This window comes from Acidobacteriota bacterium (assembly GCA_004299485.1).
Lineage (GTDB): Bacteria > Acidobacteriota > Terriglobia > Terriglobales > SCQP01 > SCQP01.
The window spans coordinates 442,207-457,303 of the sequence record SCQP01000001.1; the positions used below are offsets into that span (position 1 = coordinate 442,207).

General features: G+C 68.8%; 12 protein-coding genes. 11 read left to right on the forward strand and 1 reads right to left on the reverse strand.

What is annotated here, in order from left to right; translation table 11 throughout:
• The first annotated feature begins 14 nt into the window (after nt 1–14).
• The 11 genes from EPN33_02040 to EPN33_02090 all read left to right on the forward strand — a co-directional run bounded on the left by EPN33_02040 (nt 15) and on the right by EPN33_02090 (nt 13,973).
• On the forward strand, nt 15–2,180 hold the full coding sequence (locus EPN33_02040; protein TAN24567.1) for a hypothetical protein: 2,166 nt from the start codon (nt 15–17) through the stop codon (nt 2,178–2,180).
• 3 nt (nt 2,181–2,183) lie between these two features.
• Nucleotides 2,184–2,588, forward strand: coding sequence for a hypothetical protein (locus EPN33_02045; protein TAN24568.1), 405 nt, complete (start codon nt 2,184–2,186; stop codon nt 2,586–2,588).
• A gap of 206 nt (nt 2,589–2,794) precedes the next feature.
• Entirely contained in the window at nt 2,795–3,370 is a 576-nt protein-coding gene (locus tag EPN33_02050) for a sugar transferase (protein TAN24733.1), read from the forward strand.
• A 4-nt stretch (nt 3,371–3,374) separates the two neighbouring features.
• Nucleotides 3,375–4,904 carry a hypothetical protein gene (locus tag EPN33_02055; protein TAN24569.1) on the forward strand — a complete coding sequence of 510 codons (1,530 nt, stop codon included), beginning with the start codon at nt 3,375–3,377 and terminating at the stop codon, nt 4,902–4,904.
• Nucleotides 4,768–5,718: a UDP-glucose/GDP-mannose dehydrogenase family protein gene (locus EPN33_02060; GenBank protein ID TAN24570.1), complete on the forward strand. Its 951-nt coding sequence runs from the start codon at nt 4,768–4,770 to the stop codon at nt 5,716–5,718. Before EPN33_02055 ends, EPN33_02060 begins: the two co-directional genes overlap by 137 nt.
• A gap of 11 nt (nt 5,719–5,729) precedes the next feature.
• Complete coding sequence (locus tag EPN33_02065; protein ID TAN24571.1) at nt 5,730–6,851, forward strand: glycosyltransferase; 1,122 nt, start codon at nt 5,730–5,732, stop codon at nt 6,849–6,851.
• Nucleotides 6,829–8,166, forward strand: coding sequence for a glycosyltransferase (locus EPN33_02070; protein ID TAN24572.1), 1,338 nt, complete (start codon nt 6,829–6,831; stop codon nt 8,164–8,166). Before EPN33_02065 ends, EPN33_02070 begins: the two co-directional genes overlap by 23 nt.
• Nucleotides 8,163–9,383 carry a colanic acid biosynthesis glycosyltransferase WcaL gene (locus tag EPN33_02075; protein ID TAN24573.1) on the forward strand — a complete coding sequence of 407 codons (1,221 nt, stop codon included), beginning with the start codon at nt 8,163–8,165 and terminating at the stop codon, nt 9,381–9,383. Before EPN33_02070 ends, EPN33_02075 begins: the two co-directional genes overlap by 4 nt.
• The gene (locus tag EPN33_02080) at nt 9,380–12,088 is read left to right on the forward strand and encodes a glycosyltransferase (protein TAN24574.1); all 2,709 of its coding nucleotides are present in this window, start codon (nt 9,380–9,382) and stop codon (nt 12,086–12,088) included. The genes EPN33_02075 and EPN33_02080 overlap by 4 nt, the downstream gene beginning before the upstream one ends.
• A gap of 56 nt (nt 12,089–12,144) precedes the next feature.
• A complete protein-coding gene (locus tag EPN33_02085; protein TAN24734.1) occupies nt 12,145–13,164 on the forward strand; it encodes a GNAT family N-acetyltransferase in 1,020 nt (339 codons plus the stop codon).
• Nucleotides 13,161–13,973 carry a polysaccharide deacetylase family protein gene (locus tag EPN33_02090; GenBank protein ID TAN24575.1) on the forward strand — a complete coding sequence of 271 codons (813 nt, stop codon included), beginning with the start codon at nt 13,161–13,163 and terminating at the stop codon, nt 13,971–13,973. Before EPN33_02085 ends, EPN33_02090 begins: the two co-directional genes overlap by 4 nt.
• 203 nt (nt 13,974–14,176) lie before the next feature.
• Here the strand turns inward: EPN33_02090 and EPN33_02095 are convergent, their stop codons facing one another.
• Complete coding sequence (locus tag EPN33_02095) at nt 14,177–15,025, reverse strand: FkbM family methyltransferase (protein TAN24576.1); 849 nt, start codon at nt 15,023–15,025, stop codon at nt 14,177–14,179.
• Between the last annotated feature and the right edge of the window lie 72 nt (nt 15,026–15,097).

Consider the following 15,097-nt stretch of genomic DNA (forward strand, 5'->3'; position numbering starts at 1 on the left):
GCTGCGAGGCCCCCATGGCATACATCTATCCGTCGCGTGATCCCCAAAACTCTTCTTCCCCGCTCTATGAGCTGGAGCCGGCCCCGGGCGCCGAGCCGCGCCGCGGCCGCTTCCCCGACGCCCTCTATCGCCAGCGCTGGCTGGTGGTCGCGGTGGTGCTCGCCTGTGTGGCCATCGCCGCCGTGCTCAGCTTCACCATCCGGCCCTACTACCAGGCCACGGCGGCGATCATCATCCGCCATCCCAATCTGCATCCGGCGCAGATCACGCCGCAGGACTACCCGCCCCCGGCGGACCCGGACCGGGAGATGCAGACCGAGCTGACCGTGCTCGGCAGCCGCGCCGTTGCCCTGCCGGTGATCCGGCAACTGGAGCTGGAGCAGCGGGACGTGACCATCGCCACCGCCCTGGCCAAAACGCGCCAGCATCTGGCGCAGAAGGGCAAGACGCTCGCCCCAGCCGATGCGGACGCCATCGCCTACGATATCTTTCAGAGCAAGCTCAAGGCGGTGCCCGACAAGCTGAGCGCCACCGTGCACGTCAGCTTCGGAGGCCACAATCCCGCCCTGGTGGCGGACGTGGTCAACGTCACGGATCAGTCCTTCCTGGCCGAAACCCTGGCGGCGCGCGGCATCCAGGGGCAGACCGCAGGCCACTGGATGCAGGCGCAGGTCGCGCAGGCGGAAGCGCAACTGCACGCCGACGATGAGGCGGTGGCGGCGTTCCAGCAGCAGCACGCCTACGTGCCGCTGCTGGGCGCGGTCGCCGGCGCCAGCGGAGCCCAGAGCGCGCTGCTGGCGCGCCTCGCCGACGCCAACCACGCCTTCGGCGCCGCCCAGGCGGAGCGGATTGCCGATGCCGCGGCCCTGGCCAGCTATTCCGGCGCCGATGTCACCACACTGCCGGCCGGGCTCAGCAATCCGGAAATTGCGCGGGCGGTGGAAAATCTGGGGGCGGCGCAGCAGCAGTTGGCGACGCTGGAAACCACCTACCAGCCCGCATTTCCGCTGGTGGTCGAAGCCCAGCAGCAGTTGAACGCCGCGCAGGAGAAATTGACCGGCCTGAAGACGCAGGTGATGGCGGGGCTGCGGCAGAAGCTGGCCGACAGCCAGCAGCAAGCAGACCATCTGCAGGCGCTGGTGGCGGAGTTGAACCATCAGGCGGCGGCGACGAGCGGGCTGGAAATGCGCTTCGCCGTGCTGCAGTCGCGCGCCAACGCCCAGCGCGAGCTGGTGGCCACGCTCCAGCAGAAGCTGGACGAGGTCAAGCTGGAGGCCAGCCTGCCGCCGAGCAACATCCAGGTGCTCGATCCCGCGCTGCCGCCCTCCGCGCCTCTTTACCCCAACCTGAGGCTGGATTTGGCGCTCGGCCTGGGCCTGGGGGTGGTGTTCGGTATCGGCGCCGCGCTGGCGCGCGAGCATTGGACGGGCGCGCTCACCGCAGGCGCGGAAGTGCAGCGCTCGCTGGGGCCGGCGCTGGCGCCGCTGGGCATGGTGGCGGAAACCAGCAAGCGGCGGCTGCCGGGCGGGGCGCGCGCCCTGCTGGAGAGCGGCAGCAGCGGCAGCGATCCCCAGGGCTATCGCAAGATTGCCGCCAATCTGGTGGCACGCTGCGGCGTGCCGCCACGCGCCATCCTGATCACCAGCGCCCAGGCCGGCGACGGCAAGACCACCAGCGTGTGCCAGCTCGGCCACGCGCTGGCGCAAGCCGGCTGGCGCACGCTGCTGGTCGACGCGGATCTGTTCCGTCCTGGCTGCCACACCTTCTTTGGGGTAACCAATCTGACCGGCCTGGCGGCGGCGCAGACCGGCCGCAAGACCGCGCCCCTCAATCTGGCGCCGCACCTGGATCTGATGCCGGTCGAAGATGATGCCCCGCCGCTGCAGGTGCGGGCCATGGCCACCCTGCTGGAGCAATGGCGTGAGCACTATGACTATGTGCTGGTGGACTCGCCGCCGGGCCAGGTGAGCGGCGAAGCGGTGTTGCTGTCATCGCTGGTGGATGGAGTGCTCGTGGTGTTGCGCTGGGGACGGACGAAACGCAGCGAGGCCCAGCAGTTGTGCGAGGAGTTGGCCCGCGCACATGCCCCGCTGCTGGGCACCATTTTCAATCGTGCCGATCCTTCGGCCCCTTCCTATAAACCCTACCGGCGGCAGCCGCGCCCGGTCACAACCAACTAAATTATGGCGCTCCTCCACCGTCCGATCGCGGCACTGGGGCTGCCGCGCGGCATCCTCCCCAATCGGCGCGCGGCCAACGCCGCCCTGCTGCGGGTCTTCAGCCGCGCCCGGCGCCACGGCCACGCGCTGCTGCTACTGCGCGTAGCCGGCGAAGGCGGCATGCCGCTGCCGGCGGCGTTTCTTGAAGCCGTAGCGGCGGAAATCCGCATCGGCGATCTGGCCTGGTGCGAGCCCGGCGCTGAACTGCTGCTCTTGCTGGAGGACACCGAAGAGGGCGCGGCGGTAGCGGTACGGCTGCGCGAGCGCGCCGCCGTACACGGCCTGGCACTGCGGCTGCATCAGGCGCAGTTTCCACGCCAGAGTCTGACGCTGGAGGCGCTGCTGACGGAGGCGGGATGGCGAGCCTAGAGCGGAATCAGACCCGCTATAGCCCAGCCAGCCGTAGCGCCTGCGGCTTTGACACGCTCAGCGCACCGGCGGCGGGACGGCCACGGCTGCCCGCCCGGCCGGCGGCGATTTCCTTTCCCCGCTGGTGCCGGTGCGAACGCCTGCGCCGGCGGGCGCTGGGGCGGCGCTGCTGTGGCCTCAGCCGGGGAGAACGGCACGCCAAGCGCATGCTGGACCTGCTGCTCTGCCTGCTGCTGGGCCTGCCGGCGGCGATCCTCGTCGGCCTGGCGGCGTGCGCAGTGCGCTGGGACTCGCCCGGAGCGGCACTGTTTGCGCAGTGGCGGGTCGGCGCGCACGGGCGGCGCTTCCGCCTTTGGAAGCTGCGCACCATGGTGGCGAACGCTGGCGCGCTGAAAGGGCAACTGACTCATCTCAACGAGTTGCCCTGGCCGGACTTTAAGATCACCAACGATCCGCGCATCACCGGCGTAGGCCGCTGGCTGCGCCGCAGCAGCCTCGACGAGTTGCCACAGTTGTGGAATGTCTGGCGCGGGGAGATGAGCTTCGTGGGGCCACGGCCGTCGAGTTTTGGCCTGGAACATTACCGGCTGTGGCACACCGAGCGGCTGGCGTTGCCGCCCGGCATCACCGGCCTGTGGCAGATCACCGCCCGCGCGCGCTGTGATTTCGACCAGCGCCTGCGGCTGGATCTCGCTTACCTGCGGTCGTGGCGGCTGCGACTGGATCTGGCGATTCTGGCGGCCACGCTGGCGGTGGTGTGCCGCGGCAAAGGAGCGCGATAAAGCGATGAGTACCTGGACCGACAATTGGACGGGGCTGCCGGCGGCGCCCCGGAGCGCCCGGCCCTTCTGGGGCGGATTGGGCTGGTGGCTGCTGGCGCTGGGGGCCCTGGTGCCGGTGCTGGCCGCCATGCAGCGCTATCCGCAGTACATGGTCTGGATGGCGTTGGCGGTGCCGGCGTTCGGGTTGGCGATGCTGGCGGTGCTGTACCGGCCGGCCTGGGGCGCGTGCGCGCTGATCCTTTTGGCGTACTGGAACGCCAGCGACGTAGTGACCACGACCTTCGGCTTCAGTTGGCTGCTGCGGCTGGCCATCGCCGGTGTGCTGGCGGCGGGGCTGCTCACGTGGCTGCTGGAGTCGCCGCCGCGGCGGCTGCGCTGGCCCCTGCTGGGTCCGCTTTTGCTCTGGGGCGGCGCGCAGGTGGTCTGCACCGCGACCGCGATCAGTCCGGGCATCGCAGCGGCGCAATTGCTGGAGTACGTCAAGGTGCTGCTGGTGTTTTATCTGGTGGTGAATCTGCTGCCTTCGCCGCGCTGGTGGCGCTGGGGCGTGGATGCGCTCCTGTCCGCCGTGGGCCTGCTGGCGCTGCCGGCCGTCTACCAGGGGCTGACGGGCAGCCGCTTCGTCTTCTGGGGCTTTGGCTCGATGGAGTTCTCAGCGACGGCGCCCGGGCAGTTTGGCTGGCGTCTGGGCGGGGCGATGGGAGATCCCAACTTCCTGGCAATGGTGCTGGTGGCGGCGCTGCCGCTGGCGGCGTACCAGGCGTTGGAGCCGCGCGCCCACTGGTTCCGCAGGCTTTGGGCGCTGGGAGTGGGCGGGCTGGCGCTGGCGGCGATGCTGTTTACCTACTCGCGCGGCGCCTTCCTGGGCCTGGGGCTGCTGGTGGTGGTGCTGCTGGTGGCACACCCCCAGCGCAAATGGGTGCTCACGGCCACGGTGGTGGGCGTGCTGCTGGCAAGCGCATTAGCGCCGCAGCAGCTTTGGGGCCGGCTGGCGACGCTGGTGAAAAACTCTCTCGGCGCCCAGGAGCAGCAGATGACCGACTCCAGCTTCCGCAGCCGGCGGCACGAGATGCTGACCGGCCTGGATATGTTTATTCACCATCCCCTGGTCGGCGTCGGGCCGGGGAACTTCGAAACCGCGTATTTGAAGTACTCGGCCATGGTCGGCCTGAGCGGGGACAACGCGGTCCGCGACCCCCATAGCCTCTACACCCAGTTACTGGCCGAAACCGGTCTGGTGGGCTTGGCGGCCTTTGTCTTTCTTCTCGTCTCCGCCTTCCGGCTGCTGGAGCGCGGCCGGCGGCGCGCGCGCCGCCTGGGGGCGGCAGCCTTTGCCCGCTTGCTGGCCGCCTGCGAGCTGGCGCTGGCGGTGTATCTGACGTGCAGTGTCTTTCTTCATGACGCCTACTTCCGCCACTTCTTCCTGTTGCTCGCGCTCGGCGTGCTTGGCGCCGCGCTCGCGCTCGACAGGCAGCCGCGGCGGCAGCCGGCGCCCGCAGCGAGCAACCCGGAACCGGTACAAGGAGGCATATAAATCCATGAAACACAGCATTGCCATCGTGGGCTTAGGGTGGGTAGGCCGCGCCATGCACCAGGAATTTCCTGACGCGGCCATCTACGACGAACCGCTGCAGTTAGGCACGCGCGAGGCCGTCAACGCCTGCGATGTGGCCTTCGTCTGCGTGCCCACCCCCAACCCCGGGCGCGGGGCCCTCGACACCAGTATTGTTGAGCGCGTCATCGCCTGGCTGGAGACGCCCCTGATCGTGCTGCGCTCGACGGTCAACCCCGGCTTCACCGACCTGATGCGGCAGCGCTATGGGCGGCGGATTGTGTTTCAGCCCGAGTATCTGGGCGAGAGCGTGGCGCATCCGCTGATGCATCTGCGGGAACGCACCTTTCTGATCCTCGGGGGCGAGCCCGCCGACCGGCGCGAAGCCATCGAAGTGTATCAGCAGGTCTTCAACGCCAGTGTCCGCATCCGGCAGACCGACGCCCTCACGGCCGAGCTAATCAAGCTGGCGGAAAACCGCGCCATTGCGCACCGTGTGGCCGAAGCGCAGGAGCTGTACGATCTGTGCGAAGCCGCCGGGGTGGACTACTACACCGTGCGCGAGGGGGTCTATCAGGACGATCCCCGCATGTCCCCCTACTGGACCTTCGTGTACCCGCAGGAGCGCGGCTTCGACTCCAAGTGCATTCCCAAAGACGTCTACGCCCTCACCGCCTATGCGCGGCAGCTGCACGCACCACTGGAAGTGACCGAGGCGCTGCTGGAGCGCAATGAGCGCTACCTGCGGCGGTTGACGGTAGCGGCTGCGCCGGCGCAGTCGGAGCTCGCAAGCTGAGCGGTGCGGCCATGGCACCGCCGCGCATCGTCTGGATTCTGGACCAGTTAGGCCTGGGCGGCGCGGAACGTCTGGCGTTGCGCTTTGCCGCAGCGCCGCTGCCCTGGCGCATTGAGCTGGTGGCGTTGCAGGCGGCCGCGCCGGGCGCGCTGGAGCGGCTCTGGGGCGGGCAGATGGCGCCGCTCGCCGGACGAGTGCATCACGTGGCGATGCAGGGCCTGGGCGACGTAGGTGGCTGGTGGCGGCTGCGGCAGTTGCTGGCAGCCTGGCAGCCGCTGCTGGTGCACACCCACTTGCGCTATGCCACGGTGTGGGGCGGCGCGGCGGCGCGCTGGCTGGGGCGTCCCTACGTGGCCACGGTGCATCTGGGTCCGCGGCCGGACCGGAGCCGGCGGCAGCGGCTGGTGGCGGCCTGCGAGCGCTTCAGCCGGCGGCATGCGGCGCGGGTGATCTATGTCAGCGAGGCGCAAAGGCGGTCCTGGGGCGCGGTGGCCGCGCGCGAGCGGGCGGTGATTGTGGGCAACGGCGTTGGTCTGCCGCCGGCGGCGCCGCAGGCGCACCCCGGGCAGCGGCGCCGTCTGGGCCTGCCGCAGGCGGCGACGGTGTTTACCACCGTCGCCATGGTGCATGCCGCTAAGGGCTGGCGCACCTGGCTGGCGGCGGTCGAGCAGATCGCACCCGCCCGGCCGGGCGCGCGCTTTGTGTGGGTGGGAGGCGGCGAGGAATGGGAGCTGCTGCGCGCCGCGGCGGCGGCATCCCCGGCCGCAAGCCAAATCCGGTTGCCGGGCGTGTCGAGTGAGGTCGCCGCCTGGCTCAGCGTCAGCGACGTGTTTCTGTTTCCCTCGCAGGAGGAAGCCCAGCCGACGGCCGTGATGGAAGCGATGGCAGCCGGTCTGCCTATCATCGCCACCCGTCTGCCGGCAATCGAGGAGGTCCTGGACGGCTGCGGCCTGCTGGTTCCGGTCGATGATGCAGACGCCCTGGCGCAGGCAGCGCTGGCCTGGAGCGACTCCGGCAACCGCGTGGCCGCAGCAGCAGCCGCGGCGGCGCGGCAGCGGGCCGCCGGGCCGCTGAGCGAAACCCGTTGGTGTGAGCGCATGGTGCAGCTTTATGAAGAAGTCCTTGCCGCCTGAAGCCGGGCGGCGCACCGTGCTCCTGGTCGAGTTCTTCTCCCGCGGCGGGGTGATGCACTACAGCCTGCAGTTGGCGCGCGCGCTGGCAGGAGAAGCCGCGCCGGATGTCAGCATCACGCTGCTGACGGCCCGGCATGCGGAGGCGGCGGCGCCCGTGGGCGTGCGGCTGCTGCCGTGGCTGGCGACCTGGAACCCGCACCGCGCGCCGCGCTATTTGCCTCGCCGGCTGGTGCGGGCTGCGCGCGGCCTGCGCTACGTCTGGGTCTGGATGCAAGTGCTGGCCGCGGTACGGCGCGAGCAGCCAGCGTTCATCCTGATGACCGACCTGGAGCATCGCTGCGACGGCTGGTTTGCCCGGAAGCTGCGGCGCTGGTGCCGGCGGCAGCAGCCGCCGGTCCCGCTCGCCGACATCTGGCACAACGTCGAAGCATTCGAGCGCCACCAAAAGGGAAAACTGCAGCGGCAGCTGCACTGGCGGATTCGGCTGGCGCAGGTGTTCGACACGGTCTTTGTTCATGGGACGACGCTGCAGGCGCAGTTTACCGAGCTGACCGGACGGGGAGCCTGTGCCATTCCGCACGGCAATCTGGCCTGGATGGCGGAGCAAGCTGGCCCGGACCCCGGCTTGAACCAGCGGCTTCGGCTCGCGCCACAGCAGCCGCTGGCGCTACTCTTCGGCTCACTCAGCGCCTATAAAGGCGTTGAGGTCCTGCTGGCGGCCATGGCCGCGCTGACTGCCGCCAGCCGTCCTTTGCTGCTGATCGCCGGCATGCCCACGGCGGTCTCGCAGCTCCAGCGTTGGCACGACTATGTACGGCAGCAGGGGCTGGAGCCTTGGGTGCGCTGGGACACGCGCTACATTCCTTTGCCCGAGGTCGCCTGGTACTTTCGCCGCGCCGATTGGGTGGTGCTTCCCTACCGCGCCATCGCGCAAAGTGGCGTGGCCCATGCGGCGCTGACGTTTGGCCGCCCTCTACTGGTCACGGCGGTGGGCGGGCTGCCGGAGCTCATCGACGGCAATGGAATCCTCGTGCCGGCGAATGATCCTGCGGCTTTGGCGCAGGCGATGGAGCGCATGGCCGCCGCACCGCAATTGCGCGAACAGTGGGGACGGCGATCGTTGGAACTGGCGTACTCGCGCCATGCCTGGGGTCCGATTGCCCACACCGTGCTGGCGGCCGCAGCGCCGCAGTTGCTGCCGCATCCGCCAACGATCCCGGTCGAGACCAGGAATGATCCGGCGGGTGCGGCGGTTCACAGTTGCGCCTCAACTCCGGAGCGCGTGCGCGGGGATGCCCACGGACTATACCTATGAAGGTCGGCTACATTTTTTCGCGCTATCTCCATCTCAGCGAAACCTTCATCCTGCGCGAGATGTGGGAGTTGGAACAGCAGGGGCACGAAGTTGCCATTTATCCACTGCTGCGCCATGGCGGCAAGCGCCATCCGCGCGTGGCGCAGTTGCGCGCGCCTGTGCGCTGGACGCCCTGGGCGCCTCTCGCCAGTCACGCCTACTGGCTCCGGCGGCGGCCGCGCACCTACCTGCGCACGCTGGCCGAAGTGTTGTGGCGCAACCGCAGCGACGGCAATCTCTGGCGGGGTGCGGTGGCCTTTTGGGGCAAGGCGGTGGGGATCGCGGAAGCCATGCAAAAAGCGGGCATCGAGCAAGTGCATGCGCACTATGCCACCCATCCGGCGTTGGTCGCCTACATTGTGCACCGGCTGACGGGCCTGCCGTACAGCTTCACCGTGCATGCGCACGATATTTTCTGCCATCGCGCCATGCTGCCGGAAAAGATGCGCGCCGCCGAGTTCGTGATCGCCATCAGCGGCTATAACCGCAACCTGCTGGAGCAGGCGGTAGCCCCGCCGCGCCCGCCCATCCACGTCGTCCATTGCGGCATCGAGTGGAGTGCGTATGCGGCGCTCGGAGCCGCACGGCCGGCAGCCGAGCCGGGCGGGTTGCGGCTGCTGAGCGTGGGCACACTGGAAGTCAGCAAAGGCCACCGCTATCTGGTCGAGGCCTGCGCGCAACTGCGGCAACAGGAGATTCCCTTCCAGTGCCGGATTGCCGGCGGCGGAAAAGAATACACCCGCCTCCGCCGCCAGATTCAGGCGCTCGGCTTGGCGCCGCAGGTGGAGTTGAGCGGGGCGGCGACGGAAGAGGACGTGATGCAGGCGTTGAGCTGGGCGAACGTGTTCGTGCTGCCGAGCGTGCGGCTGCGGAACGGCAAGATGGAGGGTATTCCAGTGGCGCTGATGGAAGCGATGGCGTCGGCGCTGCCGGTGGTGGCCAGCCGCTTATCCGGCATCCCCGAGCTGGTGCTGCATGGCCGTACCGGCTTTCTGGTCGGCGAGCGCGACGTGGCGGCGCTGGCGGGAGCGCTGACTCGCCTGCAGGATGCGCGGTTGCGCAAGCGCATGGGCGCAGCGGCGAGCCGCAGCGTGCGTGCCGGCTTCGAACTGTCGGCTAACGTGGCGCGCCTGGCCGGGTTGTGGGCGGCGGCGCACACGCGGGAGGTGGCGGCATGACGGGCATGGGGTTGCTTGGAGCCACCCTACTGCTACTGGGACTGGCGGCGCTGGCCATGATCTGGCTCGGCTATCCGCTGCTGATTGCGGCAGGGGCGCGCTGGCGGCCGTGGCGCTGGCGCCTGACGCCGCTCGAGGCTCCGGCCGAGGCCTGGCCGCGGCTGAGCGTGATCATCGCCGCGCACAACGAAGCGGCGCAGATTCAGACCCGCATCCGGAACCTGATCGAACAGGACTACCCGGCGGCGAAGCTGGAAATCATTGTGAGCGAGGATGGCTCCAGCGATGACACCGCCGCGCAGGCCCGGGCGGCAGCCGATGGCTCTCCGGTGCCGGTGCGGGTACTGAGCGAACCGCAACGGGGAGGCAAGGCGGCGGCGCTGAACCGTGCCGCTGCCGTGGCCCACGGCGAGGTGCTGGTCTTCACCGACGCGAACAATATGTTTGCCCCGCAGGCGCTGCGGCACCTGGCAGCACCGTTTGCCGACAGCCGCGTCGGGGCGGTGACGGGCCCCAAAACGGTAGCTGAAAACTGCGGCGTGGGCGGCGGCGAGGGAGTGTACTGGCGCTACGAAGGCTGGCTCGTCCGCCAGGAATCGGCCAGCGGCGGGGCGGCGGCAGCCTATGGGGAAGGGCTGGCGCTGCGCCGGGAGCTGTTCCGGCCGGTTCCGACGAACCACTTGACCAATGACGATCTGTTCCTGGCGATGGCGGTGTTGGCGCAGAAGTGGCGCCTGGTGGCGGCGCCGGACGCGCGCTCCTGGGAATTGGGCGCGGCCGATGCCGGTTCGGAATGGGAACGGCGGCGGCGCATGGCGGGTGGTCACTGGGAGGCGCTGGTGGCGGCAAGGCGTGAAGTGGGACACATGCGGGCGGCCGACGCCTTCCGGGTCTGCTTTCACGAGGTGCTGCGGCAGGCGTCCGCGGTCTGGCTGGTGCTGGCGCTGGCCGGGGCCGTGCTGGTGTGGCTGGCGCCGCCGGCGGCTGGGAGCGTGCGGGCACTGGCCGGGTTGGTGCTGGCGGGCTGGGGCTGGGTAGCGGCGGTGGGGCTGCTGCGCCGCTGGGGCGTGCGGCTGGGGCGCGGCGAGGCGCCCTACTTTTTTTGCCTGGCGCTGGCGGCGGCCGCCGTAGGCGCCTGGCGCAACTGGCGGCATAGCGAGTCGAAATACTGGCGCAAAGCGGGGCGGGCGCAGGCTGGGGCGTCAGCCGCCGGGCGGCGGGCGCTGCCTGCCCAGGGTGGTATCCTCAACGGCCTGTTCTGGGCCTCGAGTTCATTCCTGCTGGGCAAGTTGTTTTCCTTTGGCTCCATCGTCGTGCTGGCACGACTGCTCGTGCCCAAGGCGTTCGGCGAAGTCGCGATTGCGATCTCGATTATCGGGGTACTAGAAGTTCTGGGCACACTCGGCCTGACCAGTGCGCTGGTGTTTGAAGAGCAGGCTGTCGATGCCGCGGCCAATCTCTGCTTTTGGATCACGATTGGCACCTCATGCCTCACCATGGCCGCCGCCTGGTGGCTGGCCCCGCTGCTGGCGGCATTTTTCCATGAGCCGGTGCTGCGGCTGATGCTGCGTGCCCTGACGATCTATTTGCCCATCACGGCGCTGGGCAGTACGCACGATTTTCTGTTACGCCGCCGGCTTTCGTTTCGCACCAAGCTGCTGCCGGATTTGGGGCAGTCTTCCGTCAAGGGCATAGCAGCGATTTCCATGGCGCTCGTGGGCTTCGGCGCCTGGAGCCTGATCTGGGGACAAGTGCTGGGCGCGGTTGCGGCCACGGCGATTCTGTGGATGGTGGTGCGCTGGCGGCCTCACCGCGGCCTGGACCGCGTGGTGTTTTGGCGCATGGTGCACTTCGCCAAGCACATCTATTTCCTCGATGGTTCCAGCCTGCTGCTGCTCAATCTGGATACCTTCACCATTGGGCGCATGCTCACCGATACCCTGGTGGGCTATTACACGCTGGCCTTCCGGCTGCCGGACGTGGTATTGGTCAGCGTTCTGAACGTGATCGCGCGGGTGACGTTTCCCGGCTTCAGCCGCCTGCAGAACGATCTGCCGCGCCTGCGGCGCACGCTGCTCGACACGGCACGCTACACCGCGCTGCTCACCTTGCCGATGGCGGCAGGGATGGGGATGCTGGCGCCGGCGGTGGTGCTGGTCCTGTACGGCAGGCATTGGGGTCCCGCAGTGGCGGTGGTCGAAGTGCTGGCGTTATGGGGCGGGATCCGCTGCCTGATGCACCCGTTCGGCGACGGCTATAAGGCCATCGGGCGGCCGGATGTGCTTACCCGCACTACCGTCCTCTGGTGGATCGTGCTGCCGCCGTCGCTCATCCTGGGCGCGCACTGGGGCGGCATCGTCGGGGTGGCGTGGGGACACGTGGTAACACGGACCGCCATGTCGCTGCTGCACGTCTATCTGGTAGCCAAGTATCTGAAGATTTCGCCGGCGGCGCTGCTGCGCTGTTTTGCGCCGGCCTTTGAGAGCAGCGCCATCATGGCGGCGGCGCTGTGGGTCGCACGGCCGCTGGTGGGCGGCTGGGGACCGCGCCTGGAATTGGCCGCCATGGTGCCCTTCGGCGCCGTCGTCTATGGCGCCGCAGTGCTGCTGTTGCATCCGCAGATCGCGCGGGCCGCACTCGCGCGGGTCCGGCGCCGGAGTATCCCGGCCACGGCGGCAGCTTCGGCAACGGAGCTGACGGCGTGAGCGCCCCCTCGCAGACGGGCCTCGCCTCCGCCATCATCAGCGGTACGCTGCCGGCAATGGAGCGCGGTTGGAAACAGTTGCAGCGCAGCACCGGCCCGGCGAATCCGTTTTTGAGCTGGGAATGGCAAAGTGCCTGGGCAGCCGCCATGGGGTATCCGGCCGTTGTCGTGGCGGCGCCGTTTGTCGATGGCCGCTTCGCCGGGTTGCTGGCCTTGCAGCGCCGGCAGCGCCGGGGGTTGGGGCAACTGGAGTTTCTGGGCCAGGACAGCGGCGCCGACGAGCTGGATTGCCTGCTACACCCAGAGGCGCCGCCGGAAACCGCAGCGCGTCTGTTACAGGCGGCGCTCAATCAGCGGCACTGGCGCCTATTGCGGCTGGAATCGGCCGATGCGGCCGGCGCGCTGGCCGGGCTCTTTCCCGGCGAGCGCCGGGAGCGTGCGGCGCTGCTGCCCACGCTGACCCTGCCCGGCAGTCTGGACGTGCTGCTCGCCGGACATAGCGCCAACTTCCGTTCGGAGGTGCGGCGGCGGCGGCGGCGCTTCGCCGCCCACTGGCCTCAGGCGCTGGTCGAGTGCGCGGACACACCCAGAGCCATTCAGCGGGCTCTGGAGCACCTGTTTCGCCTCCACAACCTGCGCCGGGCCCAGAAGGACGGCACCGGCATTTTCGAATCCTCGCGCATTCGTACCTTCCATTTGCGCGCGGCGGGGGCGCTCGCGGCGGAGGGCGTGGCCCGAGTGTACCTGCTGCGCAGCGGCGACGCCGTTCTGGCAGCCCTCTACGGGTTCGAAGCCGGCACAGCCCCGGCACGGCGCTTCCTGTATTTCCAAAGCGGATTTGATCCTGCCGTTACCCCCCTCAGTCCGGGCACCGTGCTGCTCAGCGCGGTCATCGAAGACTGCATGGCGCGAGGCTTGCAGCGCTTTGATTTTCTGCGCGGCGAAGAGCCGTATAAGTTCCGCTGGACCTGCGAGGGGCATGCGAGTGTTCGCCTCCTGGGCAGCCGGGGCGCAGCCGGAGCCGTCTGGATGCGCCTGCGCCGGGAAAAACAGCGGCTGCAAAGGCTGGCGGCATGATCGCCCAACTCAGTCATGCGGTTCCCGAACCGGTATGGCGCACCGCCGGCGCCTGGCGCCGCGCCCGCTGGCCCTACTGCATCGTCGCCTTTCACCGCATCAGCGACGACGGTAAGGACCTTGCCTATCCGCCGGCTGCGTTCGCTGCGCTCTGCGGCTACTGGCGTGATCACTATGAGGTTCTGCCACTCGAGCGCCTGTTGGCACGGTTGACGCATGGGGACGCGCTGCGGCATCCGTCGGTGTGCATCACCTTTGATGATGGCTACGCCGATAACGCCGAAGTCGCCGCCGAAATCCTCGACCGCCTCGATCTGAGCGCCACCTTTTTCATCACCAGCGGCGCCATCGGCGAACCCAACCGCTTCCCCTGGGATCAGCACCTGGCGCCGCCGCCGCGACTGATGCGCTGGGAGCAGGTACACGCCCTGCGTGCCGCCGGCTTTGGCATCGGTTCGCACACCGTCACCCATCCGCGTTTGAGCGAACTGCGCCAGACCGAGTTGGTGGAACAGTTAACCGCCTCGCGCGCGCATCTGGAGAAGGAACTGGGCGAACCGGTGCTGGATTTTGCTTATCCCTTCGGCCGGCTCGGCGACTGCGATGCGGCGGCCCGGGCCGCGGTGCATGCGGCAGGCTACCGCTGCTGCCTGGCCTGCCACGGCGGACTGGTGAGCGCCCACGATTCGCCTTATCAGCTCAATCGCATCCCAGTGAGTCCGCGCTGGCACGCGACCCCCCGCGCCTGGGCACGCGCCTACGCCAAACAGCTTTTCGCGTCTAAACGCGGCAGCGTGGAGACGCTCTGAGCGCCAGCGGGCGTCCGTTGCCGGGGAGCGACGCTCGGCCACAGCCCGACCACCGGGAGGGCGGTTCCAACAAGAGGTGGCCGTGCCACTTAAAGCAAAATCAGCGTTAGTGTATCCCGCATCGCGCTGGTGCGTGCGGCTTTTCCTGGTGTCAAAGCCGCAGGCGGTTCGGTCTGTCGGGCTACAGCGATGCTGATTTTGCTTTAGGCGGCGGTGCGCTGGGCGGGCGCGAGCTGCGAGGCAAGCGCGGGCTGCCAGCAGATCAGGTGCTCGCCCCGCACCACAACATCGCCCCCGCGCGCCGTCAGCGCTGCCAGCAGCCCGTGCGAGAGCGACTGGTGCGGCAGCAGCCAATCGTGAGGCTCGACGATGAGCAGCGGCGTCCGCTCGAGCCAGGGGCAACCGGGGAAGAACAGATCGCGCTCGGCGCCTTCTACGTCCATTTTGACCAGCAGGGGTGTGCCGTAATCCGGGCGCAGCCCGGCGCGGCGCCAGAGCGTCTCGATGGAAGAGGCTGGGATGGCGGCGCCGGGCTGGCTGGAGGCGGGAACCGTCCGGAAGTCCGAGCTCTTGCGGCCGGCATTGACAAGCTGCACCCAGCCATCGGCAGCGGCGACGGCTGCCTGCACAGGTACGATGGCCTCGATTCCGGCGACGTTCCGGCAGAGCTGCGCAAAATTATGCGGCTCCGGTTCCACCGCAAGAATGCGCGCACGCGGAAATTGCCAGTGCAGCGCCAGCGCTGCAAAACCCACATTGGCGCCCAGATCGAGCAGCAGCGGTTGCGGAGCGGCGCGCGCGAGGGTTTCGATCTCGGGCCAGCGCGCTAGCGGGGTGAGATCGTAGGCGGCGTCAAAGAATACTTGCGCGAAAATCAGCGAATCGCCGGAGTTGGGACGGAGTTCGACCGTCGCCGCACCCTGGCGATCGCGTGGAGTTATGCGCACGCGCAGGCAGCCGCGGCGGTCCGGCAGCAGGCAGAAGCGATAGGGCCGGGGCCACGGCCGGCGGATCGCCATCTTGATCAGGAAGCGGAGCCGTTCGTAGCGCATGGGCTGACCGCGCAGATGTGCACTCTTCAGAGATGCGGTTTAGTCGCCGGGAGAGGGCGGCGAAAGTGATAA